22 protein-coding genes and 1 pseudogene are annotated in these 23,773 nt (G+C 40.2%); 13 read left to right on the forward strand and 10 right to left on the reverse strand.

Going from position 1 to position 23,773, the window contains the following annotated elements:
- Nucleotides 1-55: 55 nt before the first annotated feature.
- From NE363_RS01970 to NE363_RS02000, 7 genes are all read left to right on the forward strand, one after another.
- Nucleotides 56-886, forward strand: a complete 831-nt coding sequence (locus NE363_RS01970; protein WP_445535739.1) for an inositol monophosphatase family protein — start codon at nucleotides 56-58, stop codon at nucleotides 884-886.
- A 410-nt stretch (nucleotides 887-1,296) separates the two neighbouring features.
- On the forward strand, nucleotides 1,297-3,162 hold the full coding sequence (locus NE363_RS01975) for a DEAD/DEAH box helicase (RefSeq protein ID WP_039253555.1): 1,866 nt from the start codon (nucleotides 1,297-1,299) through the stop codon (nucleotides 3,160-3,162).
- Between the two features lie 404 nt (nucleotides 3,163-3,566).
- Entirely contained in the window at nucleotides 3,567-4,385 is an 819-nt protein-coding gene (locus tag NE363_RS01980) for an ABC transporter ATP-binding protein (protein WP_004705339.1), read from the forward strand.
- A complete protein-coding gene (mlaE, locus tag NE363_RS01985) occupies nucleotides 4,382-5,158 on the forward strand; it encodes a lipid asymmetry maintenance ABC transporter permease subunit MlaE (protein WP_004705340.1) in 777 nt (258 codons plus the stop codon). Before NE363_RS01980 ends, mlaE begins: the two co-directional genes overlap by 4 nt.
- Nucleotides 5,158-5,841 (forward strand): outer membrane lipid asymmetry maintenance protein MlaD, encoded by a 684-nt coding sequence (gene mlaD, locus NE363_RS01990; RefSeq protein WP_445535740.1) that lies wholly within the window; start codon nucleotides 5,158-5,160, stop codon nucleotides 5,839-5,841. The genes mlaE and mlaD overlap by 1 nt, the downstream gene beginning before the upstream one ends.
- A gap of 26 nt (nucleotides 5,842-5,867) precedes the next feature.
- Nucleotides 5,868-6,509, forward strand: a complete 642-nt coding sequence (locus tag NE363_RS01995) for an MlaC/ttg2D family ABC transporter substrate-binding protein (RefSeq protein WP_445535741.1) — start codon at nucleotides 5,868-5,870, stop codon at nucleotides 6,507-6,509.
- Between the two features lie 11 nt (nucleotides 6,510-6,520).
- Entirely contained in the window at nucleotides 6,521-6,808 is a 288-nt protein-coding gene (locus tag NE363_RS02000; RefSeq protein ID WP_086496846.1) for an STAS domain-containing protein, read from the forward strand.
- A 74-nt stretch (nucleotides 6,809-6,882) separates the two neighbouring features.
- On the opposite strand, the gene NE363_RS02005 is transcribed toward NE363_RS02000, so the two are convergent.
- Nucleotides 6,883-7,896, reverse strand: a complete 1,014-nt coding sequence (locus NE363_RS02005; RefSeq protein WP_004705344.1) for a magnesium and cobalt transport protein CorA — start codon at nucleotides 7,894-7,896, stop codon at nucleotides 6,883-6,885.
- Nucleotides 7,897-8,053: 157 nt separating this feature from the next.
- Here NE363_RS02005 and NE363_RS02010 point away from each other — a divergent pair, with 157 nt between their 5' ends.
- Both NE363_RS02010 and NE363_RS02015 read left to right on the forward strand, forming a co-directional pair.
- Nucleotides 8,054-8,635 carry an LOG family protein gene (locus NE363_RS02010; protein WP_445535742.1) on the forward strand — a complete coding sequence of 194 codons (582 nt, stop codon included), beginning with the start codon at nucleotides 8,054-8,056 and terminating at the stop codon, nucleotides 8,633-8,635.
- 14 nt (nucleotides 8,636-8,649) lie between these two features.
- Nucleotides 8,650-9,048: an NUDIX hydrolase gene (locus tag NE363_RS02015; protein ID WP_151761604.1), complete on the forward strand. Its 399-nt coding sequence runs from the start codon at nucleotides 8,650-8,652 to the stop codon at nucleotides 9,046-9,048.
- A 5-nt stretch (nucleotides 9,049-9,053) separates the two neighbouring features.
- Here the strand turns inward: NE363_RS02015 and NE363_RS02020 are convergent, their stop codons facing one another.
- Both NE363_RS02020 and recG read right to left on the reverse strand, forming a co-directional pair.
- Nucleotides 9,054-9,689, reverse strand: a complete 636-nt coding sequence (locus tag NE363_RS02020) for a ComF family protein (RefSeq protein ID WP_288101926.1) — start codon at nucleotides 9,687-9,689, stop codon at nucleotides 9,054-9,056.
- Nucleotides 9,682-11,727, reverse strand: coding sequence for an ATP-dependent DNA helicase RecG (gene recG, locus NE363_RS02025; RefSeq protein WP_445535743.1), 2,046 nt, complete (start codon nucleotides 11,725-11,727; stop codon nucleotides 9,682-9,684). The genes NE363_RS02020 and recG overlap by 8 nt, the downstream gene beginning before the upstream one ends.
- A 20-nt stretch (nucleotides 11,728-11,747) precedes the next feature.
- Here recG and NE363_RS02030 point away from each other — a divergent pair, with 20 nt between their 5' ends.
- A complete protein-coding gene (locus NE363_RS02030) occupies nucleotides 11,748-12,575 on the forward strand; it encodes an NAD-dependent epimerase/dehydratase family protein (RefSeq protein ID WP_445535744.1) in 828 nt (275 codons plus the stop codon).
- 67 nt (nucleotides 12,576-12,642) lie between these two features.
- Nucleotides 12,643-13,629, forward strand: coding sequence for a putative solute-binding protein (locus NE363_RS02035; RefSeq protein WP_445536351.1), 987 nt, complete (start codon nucleotides 12,643-12,645; stop codon nucleotides 13,627-13,629).
- A 42-nt stretch (nucleotides 13,630-13,671) separates the two neighbouring features.
- On the opposite strand, the gene plsB is transcribed toward NE363_RS02035, so the two are convergent.
- Nucleotides 13,672-16,245 carry a glycerol-3-phosphate 1-O-acyltransferase PlsB gene (gene plsB, locus NE363_RS02040; protein ID WP_004705358.1) on the reverse strand — a complete coding sequence of 858 codons (2,574 nt, stop codon included), beginning with the start codon at nucleotides 16,243-16,245 and terminating at the stop codon, nucleotides 13,672-13,674.
- Nucleotides 16,246-16,520: 275 nt separating this feature from the next.
- On the opposite strand from plsB, the gene NE363_RS02045 reads away from it, so the two are divergent.
- Both NE363_RS02045 and NE363_RS02050 read left to right on the forward strand, forming a co-directional pair.
- Nucleotides 16,521-17,393 carry an acyl-CoA thioesterase gene (locus tag NE363_RS02045; RefSeq protein ID WP_004705360.1) on the forward strand — a complete coding sequence of 291 codons (873 nt, stop codon included), beginning with the start codon at nucleotides 16,521-16,523 and terminating at the stop codon, nucleotides 17,391-17,393.
- Between the two features lie 106 nt (nucleotides 17,394-17,499).
- Nucleotides 17,500-18,765 carry a dicarboxylate/amino acid:cation symporter gene (locus tag NE363_RS02050; RefSeq protein ID WP_068932529.1) on the forward strand — a complete coding sequence of 422 codons (1,266 nt, stop codon included), beginning with the start codon at nucleotides 17,500-17,502 and terminating at the stop codon, nucleotides 18,763-18,765.
- 44 nt (nucleotides 18,766-18,809) lie between these two features.
- On the opposite strand, the gene NE363_RS02055 is transcribed toward NE363_RS02050, so the two are convergent.
- The 6 genes and pseudogenes from NE363_RS02055 to NE363_RS02080 form a co-directional block, all read right to left on the reverse strand.
- Entirely contained in the window at nucleotides 18,810-19,760 is a 951-nt protein-coding gene (locus NE363_RS02055) for a metal-dependent hydrolase (protein ID WP_151740731.1), read from the reverse strand.
- A 123-nt stretch (nucleotides 19,761-19,883) separates the two neighbouring features.
- Nucleotides 19,884-20,660: a ribosome biogenesis GTP-binding protein YihA/YsxC gene (gene yihA, locus NE363_RS02060; RefSeq protein ID WP_445535745.1), complete on the reverse strand. Its 777-nt coding sequence runs from the start codon at nucleotides 20,658-20,660 to the stop codon at nucleotides 19,884-19,886.
- 108 nt (nucleotides 20,661-20,768) lie between these two features.
- Nucleotides 20,769-21,206, reverse strand: a complete 438-nt coding sequence (locus NE363_RS02065; protein WP_445535746.1) for an RrF2 family transcriptional regulator — start codon at nucleotides 21,204-21,206, stop codon at nucleotides 20,769-20,771.
- Nucleotides 21,207-21,291: 85 nt separating this feature from the next.
- Complete coding sequence (locus tag NE363_RS02070) at nucleotides 21,292-22,056, reverse strand: globin domain-containing protein (protein ID WP_134262388.1); 765 nt, start codon at nucleotides 22,054-22,056, stop codon at nucleotides 21,292-21,294.
- Nucleotides 22,057-22,079: 23 nt separating this feature from the next.
- Nucleotides 22,080-22,210 (reverse strand): annotated as a pseudogene (locus NE363_RS02075) (hypothetical protein).
- Nucleotides 22,198-23,733, reverse strand: a complete 1,536-nt coding sequence (locus NE363_RS02080; RefSeq protein WP_004705371.1) for a helicase HerA-like domain-containing protein — start codon at nucleotides 23,731-23,733, stop codon at nucleotides 22,198-22,200. Before NE363_RS02080 ends, NE363_RS02075 begins: the two are co-directional and overlap by 13 nt.
- Between the last annotated feature and the right edge of the window lie 40 nt (nucleotides 23,734-23,773).

Below are 23,773 nucleotides of genomic sequence, written 5' to 3' on the forward strand. Positions count from 1 at the left end.
TTTTATGCATTATTCTTTGTCAAAATCTTCAAATTTGTATTGTAGTGGGTGTTCAATGGAACCTATGGTGGTTATGGCTGCGCGTGCGGCTCAAACAGTTGGTCAAGAGCTTTTAAAAGCGCATCAAAATCGTCATAAACTCGATTTGCAAGTTGAAGAGAAAGGCATTGATGGCCCGGTAACACGTGTAGATCGTTATTTGGAACAATCAACGATTGATACATTACGTAAAAGTTATAAAAACCATAGCTTCTTAGGTGAAGAGTTTGGTATGCAAGAAGGCAAAGGCCACGATGCAGACTGGTGCTGGGTCATTGACCCGCTTGATGGCACGCAAAACTTTATTAATGGTTTCCCTCATTTCTGTATTTCTATTGCAGTTCAACATAAAGGCGTTACTCAGCACGGCGTAATTTACGACCCAGTGCGTGACGAATTGTTCTCTGCAAGTCGCGGTCGCGGTGCGGTTATGAACCAACGCCGTATTCGTGTAAATGTAAAAGATAGCTTAGAAAATACATTCTTGGCAGTAGGCCATCCTTACCGCGCTAAACGTGCTGGTGAGATCGTATCTTATGCAGAACAACATTTCGCATCATTATTAGCAGTGACTCAAGCGGGTGCTCAAATCCGTCGTGGTGGTTCAGCTGCTCTAGACTTAGCTTATGTTGCTGCTGGTCGTTTCGATGGTTTCTTTGAACTTGGTTTAAAACCATGGGACATCGCTGCTGGTGAGCTTATTATTAAAGAAGCGGGCGGTGTAGTTGTTGATGCTCGTGGTGGCAATGATTCACTTGAAAATGGTCAAGTGATCGCATGTTCACTTAAAATGTTAAAGCCATTAATGCAAACTGTTGTTCCCGCTTGGGACAAAGCTGCAAAATAATTTAGAAATAGTTTCTCTGTTAAGACCCTCTTTTTATAGAGGGTTTTAACTTTTTAATGATCGGTAAAATACAAATAATAATAGAAATAACGAGAAAGTTGATTAAAACACATGACTTTTAAATTCTTTCTGCTATAATCCGCCCACGCACTTAAATTTCCGTTCATTACCTGAACATTCTGTTCTATTCATTGTAAGCGCACGCTGTCCATAGAGAGGACCATTTCTTGCGCCCCGATCGCTCAGCGATTCTTCAGGTTCGGCCGTAATCAAGCGTGCGTTTAATCCACATCGTCGTTACTCGGATTGCCGCTGAATAATAAGGTTCAGCTAATTTTGCTTTGCCGCTTTGTGCCGATGTCTATTTTGTACTTATTAAAAATGGAGCACCCATTAGGGTGAAACTCTCTATGAGCAAAACTTTTGCCGAATTTTCTTTGCATGAAACCTTACAACAAGCGCTTGAAGGTTTAGGTTTTACTACCCCGACTCCTGTGCAAGAACAATCTATTCCTGCAGCTTTAGAAGGTAAAGACCTTTTAGTTTCTAGCCAGACTGGTTCTGGTAAAACTGCAGCTTTCTTATTGCCGACATTAAATAACTTGGCTGGTCAAGAAACTTTCGTTCCGTTCAAAGAACGCATGAAAGCAGTAACTCAACCAAATATTTTGGTTATTTCTCCTACTCGTGAATTAGCACAACAAGTAAGCCAAGATGCAATTGCATTTGTACGTCACATGAAAGGTGTTCGTATTGCTGCAATTATGGGTGGTATGCCATTTGCTAAACAAATTCAACAGTTAAAAGGCGCGCAAGTTGTTGTTGCAACACCGGGTCGTTTACTTGACTTGGTAAACCGTCGTCAAATTAAATTAGACCAAGTAGATGCTTTAATTGTTGATGAAGCGGACCGTATGCTTGACCTAGGCTTCTCTGAAGACTTAGAAGCAATTAGCGAATTAGCGGCTAACCGTAAACAAACATTAATGTTCTCTGCAACATTTGCTGATCGTATTATTCGTCTTGCAGCATGCATGATGAAAGATCCAATGCGTATCGCAATTGAAACTGGTCATTCAACCAATACAGATATTACGCAAACATTGCATTGGACTGATGGCTTTGAGCACAAGAAAAAATTACTTACTCATTGGTTAAGTGATGAAAACTTAGATCAAGCTGTAGTTTTTGCAAGCACTCAAGAAGACACTGATATGTTGGCTGAAGAACTTGCAGAAGCAGGTCATTCAGTTGTTGCACTTCACGGTGCGATGCCACAAACAGTACGTAACCGTCGTTTACGTAGTATCCGTGAAGGCCGTGCGAAGATCTTAGTTGCAACTGACGTTGCTGCTCGTGGTCTTGACGTACCAACTATTTCTCACGTAATTAACTTTGGTCTTCCGATGAAGCACGAAGACTACGTACACCGTATTGGTCGTACAGGTCGTGCTGGTCGTACAGGTCAAGCGATTACTTTAGCGACTTATCGTGAACGCGGTAAGATTCGTGCACTTGAAGAATACTTAGAAGCTCGTTTAAGCGTTTCTGAAATTGAAGGCTTAGAGCCATCTCCACCTCCTGCTCGTTCAGGTCGTGATGGTGGTGGTCGTGGTCGTGGTGGCAATGGCGGTGGCCGTGATGGTCGTCGTGGTGGCGGTTTTGGCGGTGGTCGTCGTTTTGAAGGCGAAAGCAACTTCAAACGTCGTGAAGGTGGTCGTGATGACCGTCCACGTCGTAGCTTTGATGACAAGCCACGTGGTGATCGTCCATTCGGTGGCGAAGATCGTCCGCGTCGTGAGTTCAATTCAGATCGTCCACGTCGTGAAGGTGGTTTTGAAGACCGTCCACGTCGCGAGTTCAACTCTGATCGCCCACGTCGTGAAGGTGGTTTCAATGATAAACCGCGTTTTGACTCGAATGATGATAACCGTGGTAACCGTGTAGACTATAAACCACGTCGTGAAAGCGGTTTTGGTGATCGTCCAAAACGTAGCTTCGGTGGTGAAGATCGTCCACGTCGTAGTTTTGATGACAAGCCACGTGGTGAGCGTCCGTCATTTGGTGGCGAAGATCGTCCACGTCGTGAGTTCAACTCAGATCGTCCACGTCGCGAAGGTGGTTTTAATGATAAGCCACGTCGTAGCTTTGATGACAAACCTCGTGGTGAACGTCCATCGTTTGGCGGTGAAGATCGTCCAAAACGTAGCTTCGGTGGTGAAGATCGCCCACGTCGTAGTTTTGATGACAAACCACGTCGTAAATTCGACCGTTAATCTTTAAAAAGATTTAAAAAAAGGCCGGTTAACAAACTGGCCTTTTTTATTTTTCAGTTTTGCTATAAAATAACAAAGTGTGAAGTAGTTCAAATTTAATTGTAATAATGCGTAAAAGTAATCGAAAAAGGGCATCTTTGACATGGTTGAGTAAATTATTACTTCAACATGGTTTGCCATATCTTTTTATTGTACTCGCTTTGTGCAATGGGATTTACTTTGCCTATGCTTTGCTAACAGGCCATTTTGTAGATCAGTTCCAAGTGTTCAATCAGTAAATTCCCTTCAAAAACTAACCTATATTTATACGTTTAGTTGTCTTTGCTTTTGTCAAAATTACAACAAGATTCCCAAAATTCAGTGTTATAGTATGCGGGCATAAAAGTGCAGGAATGATTGCCATTATGAATAATAAAACTCCTCTCTCGACTCAGTCACTCATTGAAGTGAAAAATTTGAGTTTTAATCGAGGGGAACGCGTCATTTATGACAATATTAGTTTAAATATACGTCGCGGTCAGATTACGGCCATTATGGGACCATCTGGTACAGGTAAAACGACTTTATTACGTTTGATTGGTGGACAACTTGTTCCTGATCAGGGTGAGGTTTTGCTTGATGGCAAAGATATTGCTCAAATGTCACGTCAGGAATTGTTTGCCGCTCGTGCGCGTATGGGAATGCTCTTCCAAAGTGGCGCTTTATTTACCGATATGTCGGTTTATGAAAATGTCGCTTTTCCAATCCGTGCACATACCAAGCTTTCTGAAAATTTGATTGCTGAACTGGTTGCTTTAAAGCTTGAGTCTGTTGGCCTGCGTGGAACAGAACAGCTCATGCCTACCGAGTTATCAGGCGGTATGAATCGACGAGTTGCTTTGGCTCGTGCAATCGCGCTTGATCCAGATTTAATTATGTATGACGAACCATTTGCTGGGCAAGACCCCATTGTAAAAGGTGTTTTAACTCGTCTTATTCGTTCGTTACGTGAAGCTTTGGATTTAACCACCATTATTGTTTCGCATGATGTTTCCGAAACCTTATCTATTGCCGATTACATTTATGTTGTAGCGGAAGGAAAGATTCAAGGGGAAGGAACGCCGGAAGAATTGCAAAAATATGCTTCTCCTTTTGTAAAACAGTTCTTAACCGGTTCGGCAGAAGGTCCGGTTGAGTACCAGTTTAGCCATCAAGCTTATTTAGATAACGAGGTTCGTCCATGAATACGATTGCCTGGTTAGGTAGACTCGTTATTGAGCGGATTCGAGGGATTGGTGTTGCGGCACTGATGCTCTTACAGATTATTTTTTCATTACCTTCATCGGGTGGTTTTGGGCGTTTCGTCTATCAAATGCATCGTGTAGGGGTAATGTCTTTACTTATTATTACGGTATCAGGTTTATTTATTGGTCTGGTACTCGGACTACAAGGCTACTCAATATTGGTCAATGTGGGTAGTGAATCAATGCTAGGCACTATGGTGTCTTTAACTTTGCTGCGTGAGCTTGCACCAGTTGTTGCTGCTTTACTCTTCGCTGGGCGCGCAGGTTCTGCATTAACTGCTGAAATTGGTTCGATGAAACAAAGTGAGCAGCTTGCCAGTATGGAAATGATTGGTGTTGATCCTTTAAAGCAAATCGTATCACCACGTCTTTGGGCTGGCATAGTCAGTTTGCCAATGTTAACCGTTATCTTTGCTGCGATTGGTATTGTTGGCGGCAAAATGGTTGGCGTTGATTTTCTTGGCGTTGATGAAGGCTCCTTCTGGAGTGGTATGCAAAATAATGTTCAATTTGGCCATGATGTTGTAAATGGCATCATTAAGAGCATTGTATTTGCTTTACTTTGTACATGGATTGCAGTTTTCCAAGGGTATGCGTGTGATCCAACACCTGAAGGCATTGCGACAGCGATGACCCGTACGGTTGTATATTCTTCATTATGTGTTTTAGGTTTTGATTTCGTGTTGACTGCGGTCATGTTCGGAGGGATTTAATGAAATCACGTACTAGTGAGCTGGCCGTAGGTATTTTTGTCATTATCTTCGGTTTTGCTTTGTTTTTTTTAGCGATGAAAGTAAGTGGTTTAGTTGGTACAAACTTGAGCGATGGCTACACGATGAAAGCTCAGTTTGACAACGTTAACGGACTTAAGCCTCGTGCTAAAGTAACGATGAGCGGTGTAACAATTGGTCGTGTTGATTCAATTACACTTGATCCAGTTACACGTTTAGCTACCGTAACTTTTGACCTTGATGGAAAACTGACAAGTTTTAATGCTCAGCAGTTAAAAGAAGTTCAAAAAAATGCTTTAGACGAATTGCGTTATAGTTCTGATTATACGCAAGCGACGCCAGCGCAACAAAAAACAATGGAACAGCAACTGATCAGTAACATGTCATCCATCACCAGTATTGATGAAGATGCTTATATAATGGTTGCAACCAATGGTTTGTTGGGTGAGAAATATTTAAAAATCGTACCAGGTGGGGGTCTTAACTACCTTAAACGTGGCGATACAATTTCTAACACCCAAGGAACGATGGATTTAGAAGATTTAATTAGTAAATTTATTACTGGTGGTGGCGCAGGTAAAGTTGCCGCTGGTTCATCATCCTCAGCAGAAGAAAAAGCTCCTGCAAGTACTGACAGCAGCGCACAGCCGTCATTTGTTGAGTAAGAGATTATTTGAAGGAGTGGTTCCAGGTGAATAAGTTGTTTAAACAAACCCTGACAGCAAGTATTTTGTCTACTATGATTGCAGGTACAGCTTTTGCTGCACCTTCAGAAGCACCACCTGATTTTATTAAGCGTGTTGCTGATGGTTTGATTGCTCGTTTAAAAACAGATCATGCCAAGTTACAAAACAACCCTGCTTTAGTTAAAACAATCATACGTCAGAACTTAGATCCGTATGTTGACTCACAAGCGTTCACTCGTATTGTGATGGGTACTTATGCGACAAATCAGTATAGTACAGCTGCACAGCGTGCTCAGTTTGAAACAAACTTCCGTAATACTTTAATTGAGAATTACGGTAGCGCATTTGCTAAGTATACAAACCAGACTTATACCATGCGTCCTTATAAAGCGACTGCAGGTAAAAACCCTGTTGTGACTTTAGACTTCAACCATAATGGCGACAAAATTCCTGTGTCGTTCCAGTTGGCTGACAAAGGTTCTCAGTGGAAAATCCGTAACATCAATGTTTCTGGTATTGATTTAGGTTTACAGTTCCGCAACCAGTTTGCTGCAACTGTGAAACGTAATGGTGGCGATTTAAATAAAGCAATTGCTACGTTTAAACCAGATGCAGATGCTGCTGTTAATCAGAACAAACAAAAATAAGTGGGTGAAGAGTGGTTCAGTATCTTAACCAAGAGTTAGTTGTTTCAGGCAAAATCGATTTTGAAAATGCTGAACAACAATACCAAGCTGGATTGGCAATTATTAAAAAGCAGACAAGCTTTCCTCTAATTGTTGATTTAAAACAGCTTGAGCATGGTAATACGTTAGCATTGGCTGTATTAGTCCAATGGCTACGTCAGACTCCGCAGAAGGCTGGCTTACATTTTAGAAATGTTCCAGAGAAGATGCTGAAAATCATTCAAGCTTGCCATTTGCAAGAAGACCTACATTTGGTCTAGTGATGCAAAAATAAAAAAAGCACCTAAATTTAGGTGCTTTTTTTATAAAAATTAATAGGGGGTAAGTGCAGGCTTTAAATCCATTTCTTCCAGCGGAAGTAAATGATAGGGCCAATAAAAAAGCCGACAATAATTAATAGCACTGCGATAAAACTACTTTTACCATGAGCAAAAGGCAATACTTCAGTGTTCATACCATAGATACTCGCGATCAGCATTGGTGGCGCTAACATACTTGGTAAAATCGAGAATCGACGAATCGTATCGTTTTGCTCGGTGTTAATGAACCCAGACGTTGTATCAAGCAAGAATCGTACTTTTTGGAATAAGAACGCATCATGTTCTACAAGCGAGCGGACGTCTTCACTGAGCTCTCGGATATCAGCATCGTAGATGTGACTGCCTAAAGCACGTGGACGAGATAAAAACGTTAAGACACGTCGTAAATCAATTAAACAAAGTTGTGCTTTTCCAAGCATGTCTTCTTGTTGCGCCAAGCGGGTAATCATGTCATCAAGGTCTAAAATTTTCTCACGTTGATGGTTGTTAAGAACCTCAGTGGAGTATTTTTCTAGATCCTTGTGGATATCTTCTAAGATATCCGCAAGCTCATCTAGCTTTGCTTCAAGCAGACCTAATAAAATCCAAGTTGGATCTTTATAATCCATTTCATAGTCGTTACGGCGAGCTCGGGCACGAAATGCACGAAATGCAACGAGCTTTTCACCGCGTAACGTAAATAAGCGATCTTTGTGTAAAATGAATGCTACGGTTTGCACCATGGCAAGCATATGTGATGACTCTTCAGCATCCCCATCGACCTGATAATTTTTATTTTTCGTTAAAAAATAGGTGCTGATATGCAAAATACCGTCATCATCGCGGTAGAATCGAGCAGAAGAAGAAATGTCTTCTAGGGACTTTAGTGTAGGTAAGTTCTGATCGTAGGCATCTAAGACCCATTGTTGTTCTTCTTGAGAGGGTGCAATTAGATCAAGCCATACTAATTCGGGATGTAGATCAAATCCACCATTGATGGTGGCATCTTCCAGACTTCCGCGTTCTGTGGCATAAAAGGCTTCAAGCATGTGTCTTTTTTCCTCACGCAGTCTGATGGAAATTGATGGGTGTATTTTAGACAAGGATTTGCCGAAAAACACTTGCCAATACACTATTTTGCAAAAAAAAACTCTGTCGATAGTCTAGTTTGTCAGCATGACAGTTCAATAAAACGGTTTTTATACTATGAATTCAATTTGCATTTTCTGTGGTTCATCTTTAGGTTCAGACCCAATCTTTCAACAAATTGCTCAATTAACCGGTCAAACTATTGCCAAGCAAGGTAAAACTCTCGTTTATGGCGGTGGTCGTTCAGGTTTAATGGGCGTTGTCGCTGATAGTGCTTTGCAAGCCGGTGGGCAGGTCATTGGCGTCATTCCTCGTGCTTTAGTCGATCGCGAGTTAGCTCATCCCGGACTGACAAAGTTATATGTCGTCGAGAATATGCATGAGCGTAAGACCAAAATGGCAGATCTGTCGGACGGTTTTATTGCGTTACCAGGTGGGGCAGGTACATTGGAAGAAATCTTTGAACAATGGACATGGGCACAATTAGGTATTCATCAAAAGCCGTGTGCTTTTCTAAATGTAGCGGGCTTTTATGAAGATTTGCTTAAAATGGTTCAAGGAACTGTAGATAAAGGTTTTAGTCAGGCACGGTTCGCTGATAAATTGATCGCTTCGGATAAAATTGAGGATATTCTTCAACAATTTGAACAATATCAACCGCCAGCTCCTAAATGGGTTAATGCACATGTTCAACCATAAACGAGGTTAAATCGGTGAAAATAATTACGGTCGCCGCTGCGGTGATCTTAAATGAACACAATGAATTATTACTGGTTAGAAAGCGTAATACACAAGCTTTTATGCAAGTAGGCGGTAAGCTGGAGCCGAATGAGGCTCCAGAAACAGCCATACAACGTGAAATCTTGGAAGAAGTTGGCAGCCCGTGTGTAATACAACAGTTTATAGGGCGTTTTGAGACAGCAGCTGCTAATGAGCCAGATCATACGCTGATTAGCCATTTATATTTGGTTCGATTAAAACAGTCTCCACAAATTGCAGCCGAAATTGCTGAAATGAAGTGGATAAAATTTAATGATTCCGAAACCAAACTTGCGCCATTAACCAAAGAAATAGTAATTCCATGGTGTGAGCAAAACTTATCTGCAATTTAATAATTTTAATATGATGTAGATGAGGCAGCAGCTAGGCAGCTTGCATAAATAGATGTGCACCCTAGCTGTTTTAGCACCAGACTTAAAGCGGAAATTGAACTTCCTGTTGTGATCACATCATCAATAATCAGCACACGACGGTAGCGCCGTTTTTCTTGAGTTATCGCAACAAATTGCTGTTCAATATTTTTAAATCTTTCGAGACGAGATAATCCTTTTTGTGAACGCTCATTGAGGCGTTGGACAGGCTGCCAAACGGGTATTTTTAATTGCTTGCTTAGGAGTTTGGCAAGTAATAATGATTGATTAAAACCTCGCTCAGTTAAACGCTCTTTAGAAATAGGCATAGGTACTATGGCCTGTACTTTAGGAAATTTTATCTGCTGTAAAATTTCAGCAAGTAAGGTTTGGTAATGTAATTTTTGTTCATATTTAAACTGCTGAATTATGCGGTTAATTGGATAGGTATAATGACAGGCCACAAGAACAGATTGATCATTACGCTGAACTGTCTGGTTAAGCCATGGTAGTTGTTCCCAACATTCTTTACAAAGAGAGTGCTTACCCCGCGTTCCTATTTCACATAACAGGCAAGGGGACAATAACTGAAAAAGATATTGAGGATTGAACAACTTAAACATAAGCGTATCGGGGCGCTTCAGGTAGCCAGCGTTTCAAGAGGGCATCAGCTTGTTGTGGATAGTCCTTTAGAACCTGTTGTGCAACATAATGCGCTTGACTCAGTAAATGGTCATCTCGTTCTAATCGCGCGACTCTAAACCCCATATCACCTGTTTGTTTGGTTCCTAATAATTCACCCGGACCTCTTAGTTCAAGGTCTTTTTCTGCAATCACAAAGCCATCATTACTCTCTCTTAAAATCGAAAGTCTTTCCTGACCATTTTGTGAAAGTGGTGGTTTATAAAGAAGAACGCAAAAACTGGCTTTTGCACCTCGTCCTACACGGCCACGTAATTGGTGTAGCTGTGAAAGTCCTAGACGTTCAGCATTTTCAATGACCATAATTGAAGCGTTAGGTACATCTACACCCACTTCAATGACAGTTGTGGCAATCAAGAGTTGTAGTTCGTTATTTTTAAATGCTTGCATAACAGATTGCTTTTCATCAGCTTTCATTTTGCCATGAACTAAACCAATATTAAGTTCAGGAAAGCGCTCTCTCATTTCTTGATAGGTGGCTTCCGCGGCTTGAGCATCTAAAGTTTCGGACTGTTCAACCAGAGTACATACCCAGTAAGCTTGTTTGCCTTCTCGACAATTTGTAGCAATTCGATTTAGCACTTCTTCACGACGGTCTAGCGGAATCGTGACTGTCTGAATTGGTGTACGACCTGGTGGTAATTCATCAATAATGGATGTGTCTAAATCGCCATAAGCACTCATTGCTAATGTTCTAGGAATTGGCGTTGCAGTCATGACCAATTGATGTGGAGTAAGTTGTTCAGCGCCTTTATTGCGTAGAGCTAACCGTTGGTCTACCCCAAAACGATGTTGCTCATCAATAATCACAAGACCTAACTTTGCAAACTCAACATTATCCTGAAATAAGGCATGAGTACCTACAATCAGTTCGGCATGACCTTCTTTAATTTGTTGTTCAGCTTGTGCTCGCGCTTTACCTTTTTGTTTGCCTGATAACCAAGCGACCGTAATACCTAAAGGTTCAAACCAACGTTTAAAGTTTAAATAATGCTGCTCTGCCAAAATTTCGGTAGGCGCCATTAATGCAACTTGCCAATCTGCTTCTAGGGCATGACATGCTGCAACTGCTGCAACCAAAGTTTTCCCTGCGCCTACGTCACCTTGTACTAAACGTAGCATAGGCTGGTGTTGTTTTAAATCGCTTAAAATTTCTTTGGATACACGCTTTTGTGCATTGGTCATTTGAAAAGGTAAGGCTTCTAACAGTTTTTTTGCCAGTACCTTACTACTTGGGAAAGCGGGTGAGGCAATTTGACGAATATAGGCCCGTCGTGTGAGAAGGCTAATTTGGTGTGCGACCAGTTCTTCAAAAATAAGACGCTGCTGTGCGGGGTGAGATCCTTCGGCCAATTGGAGCATATTGGCATCGACAGGTGGCTCATGAATGTAATGTAAAGCTTCTTTGAGCGCGTATCCATTTGTATATTGTTTAGGAAGCAGCTCAGGTAGAGCATCACTATGATGCTTCAAAGCTTGTTTAACATATTCGCGTAATTTAGGTTGTGTTAATCCATCAGTACTCGGATAAATTGCTGTGAGCTGCGTTTTTGGCAGAGGCGTGTGTTCATTAATGAGCTGAATTTCTGGATGATAAAGCTCAAGTCCTCGTGCACCTACGCGAACTTCACCAAAAATACGTAAACGGTTACCAGGTTTTATTTTATCGGTTAAGTTTTTATAAATATGATAAAAACGTAAAGTCACCTTACCAAATTCATCTTGTATTAATGCAGCCACAGATTTACGTTTACCTGGAGGGAAATCAACAGATTTGACTTCACCCTCGAGTAAATAACTACGACCAACCACCAACTGATTCATAGGAATAATGGTACTGCGATCTTCATAATCACGGGGCAGATGAAACAGTAAATCATCTGTGGTAAAAATATTTAGTTTTTCGAGTAGGGCTGCTGAAGCCGATCCAACGCCTTGTAACTGATGGACTGAAGTCATGTCCCCTCAACGAGTTCTCTATGCATATATTATTTATCGGTTATGGTAAAACATCTCAGCGTGTTGCTAAACAACTATTTGAGACAGGACATCAAATTACCACAATTAGCCGTAGTGAAAAAACAGATCCTTACGGGACAAACCTCATACAGGATATTTTTACGCTCGATTTAAGTGAAATTGCGCCTGTAGATGTAGTTTATATTTTACTTTCTCCAGACGATAGTACAGTTCAAGGTTATCATCATACTTACGTGGATAGTATTGAGCCTATTCGACAGGCCTTAAAATCACATCCAGTCAAAAGATTAATTGTGGTGTCATCTACGCGGGTATATGGTGAAAATTCTGGTGAAACGATTGATGATGATAGTCAGATTCATCCGAATGATGCTCAAGGCCATATTCTTCATAATATGGAATTGCTATGGCAGAAATACTTTCCAGCTCAATGTGTGATTGTACGTCCCACAGGGATTTATGGTGCTTCGGTTGATCGATTAAAACGAATGGCTGAAAACACACAAACCTATCCAAATATTCACTATAGTAATCGTATTCATATTGATGACTTGGCAAGATTTTTAGCATTTTTAGCCGATTATGAAAAACCGCATAAGAGTTATCTTGTTGCCAATAATGCCCCTGTACCATTACATGAAGTCATCCTTTGGTTTCAGAGTCAGTTAGACTTACCGCTGCTTACTTTAGATTCAGCTCATGTTTCAGGTAAAAAAATATATGCGAAACACTTATTTGAAACAGGTTTTCAACTTGAACACCCAATTTGCTTTAATGACTATTTATTGTGTTTAAATGCTCATGGTACAAATCAAAATTTAGACTAAACTTTAAATAACAATAGAAATACCTGAAGAGGCAAATAAATTGCCGATAAAGATAAAAATGTTGAAAGTGAAGAAATTTTATTTAGCGCTTATTTTGAGTGCAACGTCTGTTGCGAGTTGGGCAGAGGATCAGTTGTGGTGTACATATGATCCTATGGGCACCCAAGGGGATATAACGCGTCGTTTAAATGACATCCGATTATATGCTCAGCAATATAATGTCAAATTCAAAGTTGTCAGCTATCAAAAAGAGCAGCAAGCCATTCAAGCTTTTGACGATGGTAAATGTTCAGGTTTAGCAGCTAGTAACTTTAATACTTATCAATACAATCATTTTATGGGAAGTAGCTCTGGGATTGGCCTTATACCTAATAACAGGACTGCTCGAAATTTATTGCAGCTTTTAAATCACCCGACAATTGAGAAAAAACTCATTAATCAAGACTATGAAGTAGTTGGTATGATTCCCGTAGGAACTGCCTATATGGTCATGAAAAACAAAAAAATATCGAAAGTGGCTCAGCTTAGAGGTCAACGAGTCGGTGTATTAGCCAATAATCCGCCACAGCAGGCGTTGGTGAGAAGTGTAGGTGCACAGCCAGTCTATGTTGATTTATCCAATGCGATCACTCAGTTCCAGCAAAACAAAATCGATATTATGCCGGCACCGATTTATGGGCTTTTACCATATAACTTACAGAAAGATTTTGGGCCAGACACTCAGGTGATTAACTTTCCATTGGCTTATTTGGGGGTAAATCTAATTATTAAGCCTAAATCGTATCCTGCCAATTTTGGCCGAAAAATTCGGTCTTGGTTTGCGCAAAATAGTCAATTATTAACGAATCGAGCGATACAGTGGGAAAACCATTTGCCAGCTTACTATTGGGTAGATGTTTCTTTTTACGAAAAGCAGAGCTATGACATTATGGTGGCCAAAATACGCAATCAATATGTGCGTTCTGGATATTACGATGCTTACTTTGTTGAATTGATGAAGCGCTTACGTTGTATTGATGATCCACGTTACTTCGAGTGTTCAATGCCTCGATAAAATAAAAGGCAACTTAAGTTGCCTTTTATTTTGAGTCAAACTTTAAGATTTTTTACGTTTTAAACGACGTTTCGCTTGTTGAGAGGCCATTGCTTCAAGTGCTTCTTTTAGTTCTTCATCAGTAAAGGTCGTGATGTGCTGCAACATCTGCAATGTTACTTCATCAAGTACTAACTGTGCGCCTGCTGCCATTTGACGGAAATTATCGTCAAACTCAATCTGGCCTTGATCATTAGTACGGATGTAATTTTGCTGAGTTAAAACTTTAATAAAGCTTTGGAACAATGCTTTGTCAAAGAACTCTGGAGAATTAAACTCGTAAAGAACAGACAAGCGTTGACCTAACAAATGACTTAACTCTTCAACTTGTTTTGCTGAAATATTGCCTGAACCACGCTGAGTAATTAAAGCTAAAGTCATGTAATAGCGTTCTAGACTTTGCTTAACAGGTGTTGCCAATACAACAAGTTGATTGTGCTCTTCAGTGTTTGGTGCAGAGCTAATCAAGTTACCTTCTTCATCTTGATGAATAAGGTTTGATTGAACCAATGCATCTGCATATTGTTCAATCTGTTCTTTAAGCTCACTGCTTTGCCACTTAAGGAATAGTTCAGCTTTTAAGAATGGATAAAGGGTATAGATGACATTACTTAAATCAGCACGACTGATTTTACCGTTATGCTCAACAAGCGATGCAACCAATGAAGGTAAAACGAAAGCATGCAAAATGTTATTACGGAAGTATGTAAGCAGAACTGCTTGGTTATCTTCAATCGCAATAATATCGCCCAGTGCATGCTGTACACGCTTAATTAATTTTAGCTTTAAGCCGTAAGCAATAATTTCCTTGCCAGATAGTGGTGTTACTTCTGTACGCTGATCGTATGGGAAATTCGATGCTAAATTGCGGTAAGCTTCAAGCTGCTTAATACAGATTTCTTCATCAAGGGTATGCTTTGGAGTAGCAAGCAAAATAATTGAGAGTAAAGAAACCGGGTTAATGACTACCGCACGGTTAATATTTTCTAAAATTGCATGTGCAGAGCTATTTACAGCATCTGAAACGGCTTGAGGGATTGGATCGTCATTTTTCTCGATATAGACATTTTCTGCGTTATGCTGTTTAAGCAAATCATCAAGAAAAACGGGTTCACCAAAGTTAACGTGTACCTTACCGAAAATGCGTTCAATTTTTCGTAATGTTTTAACAATACCAAAAATAGATTCAGCTTCTTTTGGCTTACCTTGCATTTCGCCAACGTAAGTCGAACCTTCCATCAGGCGCTCATAACCAATATAAGTTGGTACAAATACAATTGGCTTTGTACGGCCACGCAAATGGCTATGAACCGTCATGGCAAGCATACCGGTTTTCGGTGGTAATAAACGACCTGTACGCGAACGACCACCCTCAATAAAGTATTCAAGTGGCGTATTGCGAGAAAGAATGCTGTATAAATATTCTTTAAATACAGTTGTATAAAGACCATTACCACGGAAAGAGCGGCGAATAAAGAAAGCACCACCACCACGTAAAAGCTGACCTACGAAAGGCAAGTTCAAGTTGTCACCAGCAGCAATATACGGAACCATTAGGCCGCGTCTATAAATCACATAAGACAATAATAAGTAGTCAATATGGCTGCGATGACACGGTGTATAAACAATTTCGTAATCTTTCGCGAGTTCACGAACCGTACTAAAGTTATGAACCTCTACGCCGTCATAAAGCTGAGTCCATAGTCGTGTTAATGCTAAATCTGCAAAGCGAACTGCTGAGTGTGAATAGTCAGATACGATTTCATTGACATAACCAATCGCACGACGTTCTGCTTCGAGCATGCTAATTTTGCCGCGAATACTCTCACGTCGAATAGCCTCTTGCACGTCACGAGACTTTACAACTGACTGCATGACATTACGGCGATCTGATAAGTCAGGGCCTAAAACCACTTCACGTTGACGGTCAAGATAGTCATTTAAAGTGCTAACAATATAAGTCGCTGGTGAAAGGTTCGGATAATGCTGTTGAGCATATTCAACGAGGTCACGTAAAGACTGCGGTTCATGGAACTCCAAATAAGATTGGCGACCATGTAAACCGATATTCACAAGCTGCTTAACTGTACTTGGTGTTGCCCATGTGTCTGAGAACAAGAGCTTGAACCAAGAGTCTTCTTTATCTGGAGAACGACCCCACAAAACGGTTACTGGAACCAGTTCTATATCGAGCTCAGGATTTGCCTGTAAAACTTCAATCAGTTTAATTAAGCGAGGTGGAAAAGCATGAGGAGGGGGATTTAACAGGTTATTTTCATCATTATGCTGTAAAAATAAAACTGATGCTTTTTCCTGATGAGAACCGATCACTAACGGATCTAATGCAGGCTTTAAATTTAAACGGCGAGTTTCCCCATCCACCACTAAAGCATTGCTGCGAGAATGGTTTTGTAAGACATAGCACACCACTTTTTGGCGCTCAGTCTTTGCTTCAGTTTCCGTTGTTTCTGATACTGGTTCAGTAGGAACTTCCCCAAGAACATGTGGTGTTACCACGAGGTCAAGTAGCTTACTCGAAAGCCGACGATACATTTGACCAAACCCACTCTTGGACATAAGAACTCCTACTTCTTAAAGACAAATCCCGGCACCAAATGCAGAGGGTAATTATTTTGAGGCATTTATTAAAAAAAACAATATGCTACTTTCTTATAAATTATAATGCTTTTGGCATTTTTTATCGTTAAAAATCGTATTTTTAGCTGTTTTAAGGGCAATGTTCGTCAGAAGTTGACTGATTGTTCCATGTACAAATAGTTTTTTATGGCACAATAGATTCTACACATCTGTCTTTTAATACCAATTTTGCCTGCAATATGAAGGTATCTCTCATGAATGCGTTAACCCAAGAACTGGTTGAGCTGCTCACTTTAGAAAAGCTTGAAGAAAATATTTACCGTGGAATTAGCCGTAATTTGGTCGGTAAACGTGTTTTTGGAGGTCAGGTTTTAGGTCAGGCTTTACGTGCTGCCTCTTATACAACTGACCGTCCTGCGCATTCAATGCATGCTTACTTTTTATATGGTGGCGACATTAATGCTCCAATCATCTATGAAGTAGATCGTTTGCGTGATGGGAAAAGCTTTGTCAGCCGTCAAGTTCGGGCAATCCAGCATGGTCGAGTTATTTTCTCGGCAATGGTGTCTTTCGCCAACCCTGAAGAAGGTTTGAACTACCAACATTCAGAGCCGGAATACCCAGCTCCTGAGACGTTAAAGTCAGAAAGTGAGCTTAAAGAAGGGATTCTTAATTTTGTACCAGAGAATGTCCGTGCAAGTTTCATGCGTGAGCGTCATGTTGAAATTCGTCCGATTGACCCAGTCAATCCATTTCAACCTCAGCCGGAAGCGCCGTTCAATGCGCACTATATCCGTACTCATGATCGCATTCCAAAACAGCTAGATGACATCGCTTTACATCAAGCAATTGTGGCATTTTATTCAGATTTTACTTTAATGACTACGGCTTTAAGACCTCATGGTTTAAGCTATATTTCTCCAAGTTTGCAATGTGCCAGTATTGATCATGCCATTTATTTCCATCGCCCACTTCGTGCTGATGAATGGATGCTTTATGACATGGAAGCCACAGTGAGCGCAGCTTCTCGCGGTCTAAACTTTGGCCGTATGTGGCAAAATGGGCAGCTCGTTTGTAGTACGGTGCAAGAGGGTTTGATACGTTTGCGGGAAATTGAAACTCAATAATTAATAATGAGCCATCTAAAAAGATGGCTTTTTTATTTTTAATTCAAAGCATGTGACAAAAAATTGCTCGAATGAAAATCAAGCTCATGTCATATTTGCAAAAGTATTGCCTACTGAAAAAAATAACGTTGATATGAACTTAAATACACAAATTCTGATTGCCGCGATTTTAGGTTTAGCCTTTGGCTTCCTACTCACCATGTATCCTGATACTGCTTTTGTAAAGCATAGTTTATATGGCTTGGGTATATTGAGTAGTGTTTTTATTGGGCTACTCAAAATGTTGCTGGTGCCATTAATTTTTAGCTCGATTGTAGTTGGAGTTTCAAATTTACAGGCAGGCGGGCAGCTAGGTCCAGTTTGGAAAATCACTTTTTTATGTTTTATCACCACCACCACATTGGCCTTAATTTTGGGTATTGGCTGTGCTCATTTATTTGAGGTGGGCCGAGGCGTGGATATTTCAATTTTTCAGGCATCAATGCAAAGCTATCAAGCACCAGATAGTTTAAATCCAGCAACTTTTTTTACTAACTTTATTCAAAATACTTTAATTAATCCCTTTAAAGCATTTAGTGACGGAAATGTTTTAGCTGTTGTGGTATTTGCACTATTTGTTGGTTTTGCATTGGTTCAAGGTGGTGAGCGCTTTAAGAGTATTCGTTTATTGAGTCATCAGTTTTTTGAAATGATGATGATGCTGGTTGGATGGGTCATGAAGCTGGCACCATTAGGAATTTTTGCATTACTTGCTAAATTAATGGCGACAGAAGATATTTCAGTATTAAGTCGCTTGGCAGAGTTTGCTGTTGTGGTAACTGGAACCACTATTTTTCATGGTGCTGTTGTTTTGCCATTACTGCTTTGGATTGTTGGTCGTATGAGTCCTTGGACTTTTTTCAAAGGTACACGTACAGCCTTAATTACTGCATTTGCAACAAGTTCTAGTTCGGCAACGATGCCACTGAGTATGAAATGTACGCAGGAAAATTTAGGTGTTCGTCCTCAAACGGCAGGTTTTGTTATTCCACTAGGCTCGCAGCTTAACATGGATGGTACAGCTTTATATGAAGCTGCCGCTGCGCTCTTTGTTGCAAATTTAGTTGGACTAGACTTAAACCTAACTCAGCAAATTGTTGTGTGTTTAACTGCGATGATTGCATCACTTGGAGCACCGGGAATTCCGAGTGCAGGTATGGTCACCATGATTATGGTATTGCAGTCTGTGGGTCTACCAGCCGAAGCAATTGCTATTTTACTTCCAATCGACCGGTTGCTCGATACAGTAAGAACGGTGGTAAATGTGCAGGGCGATATGATGATTAGTGTGGTTGTAGATCGATATACCAAAGAGAATGATATCAGTATCTGATCACGCAATAAAAAAGCAGGATTTATATCCTGCTTTTTTTATTTTTAAGCGGCTTGTAGCTCGGCTCTTTTTGCTGCTGGAGATTGAGATAAATAACTTACCGCATCTTCAGTGCTACCTTCTTTAACTGGATCATACCAAGGCATGAGGTAATCAATTTGCTGAGCAATAAGCCAAAACGGATTTGGTAATACCTGATTATCCTTACGGCTAATCTTATACCATTCTACAGCAACCCAAGCTGGAAAAAATTTAGATTTGGCAGCATCGGCAAAGCGAGGATCTTGCTTCATGATATGTGCTGCGCCATCTACCCATAATCCTAGCACAAGGGTAATAACTGCAATGCTTAAGTAGTAACGTGGAATATATCCGCCACCAAGATGACGATATAAATCAAAGGCTACTGTGCGATGTTCAATTTCTTCAGAACCATGCCATTTAACCAGATCGACCATTTCAGGATCTGCACCTAGTTCCTCCCAACGGTTGTTATAAAGCGCATATTTACCGAGTACACAGGTCATATGCTCAACAGTTGCAATAACACCTAAACGAAATAAATCCCATTGTTCCTGCAAGAACTGAGGAACTTCTTTATCAAAAGGTTTATCTGCCAGGGCAGTGGTAAATAGATAATTCATAATGTCCAGATTTCTCTGGATATCAATATTACGTGCACTTAAATATTCTTTATTGGCAGAAGTATGTGCATTTGCATGCATAGCCTCTTGGCGAATAAATGCTTGAACGTCCTGTTTAAGTTTTTCATCGGTAATGCGAGGTAAAACTTTGTTATATAAACGGCAGAACCAGAACTCTCCAGCAGGCAAGATATTATTAATTTCATTAATAAAGTAACTTGCAAACGGTTGGTTTGGAATCCAGTCTACAGGCGTGTCTTTCCAATCAAATTTCACCTTGCGTGGAAGAATTTTATAATCAATAGAAGAACCTAAAGCCTTATTCTTCAAAAAAGATAGCAATTTCATCATTTAGTCCTGATTTTTAACTCGATGAAGTTATAACGAGTATAAAAAAAGCCCCTGCATTTGTGTTTAGCAATAGGGGCCATTTGAATATAAATTTGATAAAGAAATTGTATCTGTTATGACGATTTACTCTTCAGCATCCTCATCGCTTGCTTCAGGAATCGCATCAACGTCAAATTCTGGCTCTTGATCAAGCGTAAAATGTAAGCGTCCAGCCATTACACTAGCGAGTTCTTCTAAGCCTAGTTTGTTCAATGAAGAGAAAAGCTGAATCGAAAAATCAAGCTTCATTTTTTTCAGTTGTTGTTTAACTTCAAGCAAGACTTTGTTTGCTGGGCCACGATTAAGTTTGTCTGCTTTAGTTAAAAGAATATGTACAAATAGATGGCGTGAATAAGCCCACTCCAGCATCATCATGTCAAAGTGCTGTAAAGGGTGGCGAATATCCATAAGTAAAACTAATCCTTGTAAGCTTTTACGATGGATTAGATAGTTCTCTAATTCTTTTTGCCATACACGTTTCATGTCTTCTGGTACGGCAGCATAACCATAACCAGGAAGGTCAACTAGGCGTTGATTAGGATTACCTAGGCTGAAGAAGTTAATCATTTGTGTACGGCCAGGTTTTTTTGAGGCGCGTGCAAGTTGTTTTTTGTTGGTTAAGGCATTAATAGCACTAGACTTACCAGCATTTGAGCGTCCTGCAAAAGCAATCTCGTAGCCACTATCTTCAACACAAAGTGCCAATTTAGGTGCACTCATTAAAAACTCAGCTTGGCGTAACCAGTTCAGGGATTGTACGGCATATTCCGTTATCGCTGGATCTGGTTTCTTTTCATAACTGATCTTTTGTTTGGGTGCGAGTCTGGCTTTGGTGTCTTTCGATTTTTCACTACGACGCATAAAAAATAACTTTTTAAATGAGAGGGCTCGCGCCTAGTATAAAGGAGCTTGGTTATTCTTGCTAATTTTCAGTAAGCTTGCTTGCAAAGATAAATAGAATTACGAAGTTTAGATTTGCAAAAAGTCTATCGGAGAGGTATTTGAAGCAGATCTCGGCTTTTGTAAGACTTCTCCAAGTGTGTATTGGTCTAAGCTTTGATAAAAACTTTCTAAAGCCTGATCGAGAATTCCTTTTAAGCCACAATGAGAGCGCAAAACACATGGTGGTGTATTGCATTCAACGATTTGGTTATCACCTTGTAATATACGAACAATTGCACCCAAATTTGAGTTTAGTGCATTAGGATTTAAGCGAATTCCTCCACCTTTGCCGCGAATGGTAATAATCCATTCTTGCTTGCCCATGAAATGAACAACTTTAACCAGATGGTTTTGCGAAACATGCAAATCTTTCGCGATTTCTGCAATCGTATACGGTGCATCACTTGGGCGAGCGACGTATATTAATATTCGTAAAGCATAATCGGTAAATTTATTAAGTTGCATGATCACCAAAAAACTAAAGGTTGACGGACGATCATCTTAGCCTGAAAGTCTAAAGAAGAAAACTTTCAGGCCGGAGCTTTTTATATTAGAGCGTTAAAGGAGCTGAAACTTGTACTTGATCACCAACTCTATAGTGCTCAAGTAAAATATTAGCAACGGAAAATTCAGTATGATTTTCTTCTGGCTGCACCTCAAAGTGGTACGCATTATTTTCCTGAGCTTCTGTAAATTTAAAAGCTTTAGGTTGCTCAAGTTGTTGATCGGGAACTTGTACTTTTACAGAAATAAAAGCATTAGCTGGGCTAGTCAGTACATCTTCATGATCAGTCGCTTTTAACGTAAAGCGCTTGCCAGACTCAAGTGGGTCAATTTGTGTAATTTCAAATGAACGCCAGCCAGCCCATCCACCTTTTAAGCTTTCAAGCTGTTCATATTTTTGTTTTTCAACGCCAATTAAAATATCTGCTAACTGTAAGTAAGCTTGTTTCCACGCTTCAATCAGTTCTGACTCAAATGGAACATTTAAAACTTCACTAATTGAATGAAGTAAGTTGTCTCCAACAATTGCATATTGATCTGGTTGAATATCTAAACTTACGTGCTTAGTGGTAATACGCTCAACTGCTTTGGCAAGCACTGTAGGATTTTCAATATTTTCAGCATATGCGAGTACTGCTGCTGCGAGGGCGCGAGGTTGGCGTAAGCTTGTCTGGTCATCTAGGTTAAAAACATTTTTTAATTCAGGACTGTTATTTAACATCCGCTTATAAAAGTATGTAGTCAGTGTAACGCCGTGTTCACGCAATACAGGTACAGTAGATTTTACGAGTTCAATTTGTTGTGGAGTCATGGCTAGACCTTAATTATCTGGCTTTATAAGATGTATTTAAAATACATCTTATAAAAATTAATCGCAATAGTTTTCTTAATAAAACCATAAAAAATTTAAGGGATATAAAATCCCTTAAAATAAAGTGCTGATTTAAATGGTCTATTTTCCAAATAATGAGCCAAGTAATCCGCGTACCAATTTCTGTCCTGTACTGCCGCCCAAAGTGCGTGCAGCGCTTTTTGCAAAAGTTCCCACTATATCTTGAGTTAGTTTTGCTCGTTCTTTTGCAGCACGTTCTTCTTCCTTTTGCTGTTCTCGTGCTAAACGTTCTTGTTCCTTGGCTTGTTGCTTAGCTAAAGCTTCTTGCTCTTTAGCAAGCTCAGCATCCTGTTTTTGCTGCTCACGTTCAGCAACTTTATTTTGGAGCATTTCATAAGCGCTCTCACGGTCTACAACTTGTTCATAGACACCAGCAATAATACTTTGGGAAATTAGGGTTTTTCGTTCTTCAGGTGTAATCGGTGTAAAAGAGGAGTAGGGGGGCATCACCCAGCCACGCTCTACAATTTGTGGAGTACCTTGTTCATCTAGGCAACTAATGAGGGCTTCACCTACCGCTAGCTGTGTAATCGCTTCATCCACTTTGAAATTAGGATTAGCACGAAACGTATCTGCAGCAGTTTTTACTGCCTTTTGATCTTTCGGAGTAAATGCGCGTAGAGCATGTTGTACGCGGTTACCAAGCTGACCCAAAACACTTTCTGGTAAATCAAGTGGATTTTGAGTAATAAAATAAATACCGACACCTTTAGAGCGAATTAAACGTACAACTTGTTCAATTTTCTGTTGTAAAGCTTGACTGGCATTATCAAATAACAAGTGAGCTTCATCGAAGAAAAACACGAGTTTTGGTTTATCCATATCGCCAACTTCTGGAAGCTGTTCAAATAATTCGGAAAGCATCCATAATAAAAAAGTAGCGTATAGCTTGGGTGTATTCATTAGCTTGTCAGCAGCAAGAATATTGATATAGCCGCGGCCATTAGCATCGGTTTGTATAAAGTCCAGAATATTTAAAGCTGGCTCTCCAAAGAACTGATCCCCACCTTGGTCGGCAAGAGCGAGCAAATTGCGCTGAATTGCTCCTAAACTGGCTGGAGATAAGTTGCCGTACTCAGCTTTAAATTCCGCTGCATGTTCACTCACAAAAGTAATCATGGCTTTTAGGTCTTTAAAGTCGACTAACAGCAATCCTTGATCATCTGCGATGCGGAAAACAGCAGATAGAACACCTTCTTGAGTGTCATTTAGATTGAGTATACGTGCCAATAAAATTGGCCCAATTTCAGAAATAGTGGTTCGAATAGGATGGCCTTGTTGCCCAAATAAATCCCAAAAAATAACGGGATTGGCAGCAAAAGGAACGCTATCAATTTGTAGAAGCTTTAAGCGTTCATTAAATTTATCTGAAGTCTCTCCAGCTTTTGCTAGGCTAGAAACATCGCCTTTTGCGTCGGCAAGAAAGACGGGAACACCGATTCTAGAAAAACTTTCTGCAAGAACCTTTAGAGTGACTGTTTTACCTGTACCCGTAGCACCTGCAATTAAACCATGCCGGTTAGCAAATTGAGAAAGCAAAACAATTTCTTTAGAGGTGTCATTAATATTTTTAGCAATAACAATCGGTGTACCCATATATTTTTATCCTTCGGTGTGAGTCACTGTTGATCTTGTC

It is taken from the genome of Acinetobacter sp. G18, from assembly GCF_052660225.1.

Excerpts from the sequence above, each read along its gene's own strand:
- NE363_RS01970 (WP_445535739.1), top strand. The coding sequence starts at position 56 with ATGGAACCTATGGTGGTTATGGCTGCGCGTGCGGCTCAAACAGTTGGT.
- NE363_RS01975 (WP_039253555.1), top strand. The coding sequence starts at position 1,297 with ATGAGCAAAACTTTTGCCGAATTTTCTTTGCATGAAACCTTACAACAA.
- NE363_RS01980 (WP_004705339.1), top strand. The coding sequence starts at position 3,567 with ATGAATAATAAAACTCCTCTCTCGACTCAGTCACTCATTGAAGTGAAA.
- mlaE (WP_004705340.1), top strand. The coding sequence starts at position 4,382 with ATGAATACGATTGCCTGGTTAGGTAGACTCGTTATTGAGCGGATTCGA.
- mlaD (WP_445535740.1), top strand. The coding sequence starts at position 5,158 with ATGAAATCACGTACTAGTGAGCTGGCCGTAGGTATTTTTGTCATTATC.
- NE363_RS02005 (WP_004705344.1), bottom strand. The coding sequence starts at position 7,896 with ATGCTTGAAGCCTTTTATGCCACAGAACGCGGAAGTCTGGAAGATGCC.
- NE363_RS02010 (WP_445535742.1), top strand. The coding sequence starts at position 8,054 with ATGAATTCAATTTGCATTTTCTGTGGTTCATCTTTAGGTTCAGACCCA.
- NE363_RS02020 (WP_288101926.1), bottom strand. The coding sequence starts at position 9,689 with ATGTTTAAGTTGTTCAATCCTCAATATCTTTTTCAGTTATTGTCCCCT.
- recG (WP_445535743.1), bottom strand. The coding sequence starts at position 11,727 with ATGACTTCAGTCCATCAGTTACAAGGCGTTGGATCGGCTTCAGCAGCC.
- NE363_RS02030 (WP_445535744.1), top strand. The coding sequence starts at position 11,748 with ATGCATATATTATTTATCGGTTATGGTAAAACATCTCAGCGTGTTGCT.
- plsB (WP_004705358.1), bottom strand. The coding sequence starts at position 16,245 with ATGTCCAAGAGTGGGTTTGGTCAAATGTATCGTCGGCTTTCGAGTAAG.
- NE363_RS02045 (WP_004705360.1), top strand. The coding sequence starts at position 16,521 with ATGAATGCGTTAACCCAAGAACTGGTTGAGCTGCTCACTTTAGAAAAG.
- NE363_RS02055 (WP_151740731.1), bottom strand. The coding sequence starts at position 19,760 with ATGATGAAATTGCTATCTTTTTTGAAGAATAAGGCTTTAGGTTCTTCT.
- yihA (WP_445535745.1), bottom strand. The coding sequence starts at position 20,660 with ATGCGTCGTAGTGAAAAATCGAAAGACACCAAAGCCAGACTCGCACCC.
- NE363_RS02065 (WP_445535746.1), bottom strand. The coding sequence starts at position 21,206 with ATGCAACTTAATAAATTTACCGATTATGCTTTACGAATATTAATATAC.
- NE363_RS02070 (WP_134262388.1), bottom strand. The coding sequence starts at position 22,056 with ATGACTCCACAACAAATTGAACTCGTAAAATCTACTGTACCTGTATTG.
- NE363_RS02080 (WP_004705371.1), bottom strand. The coding sequence starts at position 23,733 with ATGGGTACACCGATTGTTATTGCTAAAAATATTAATGACACCTCTAAA.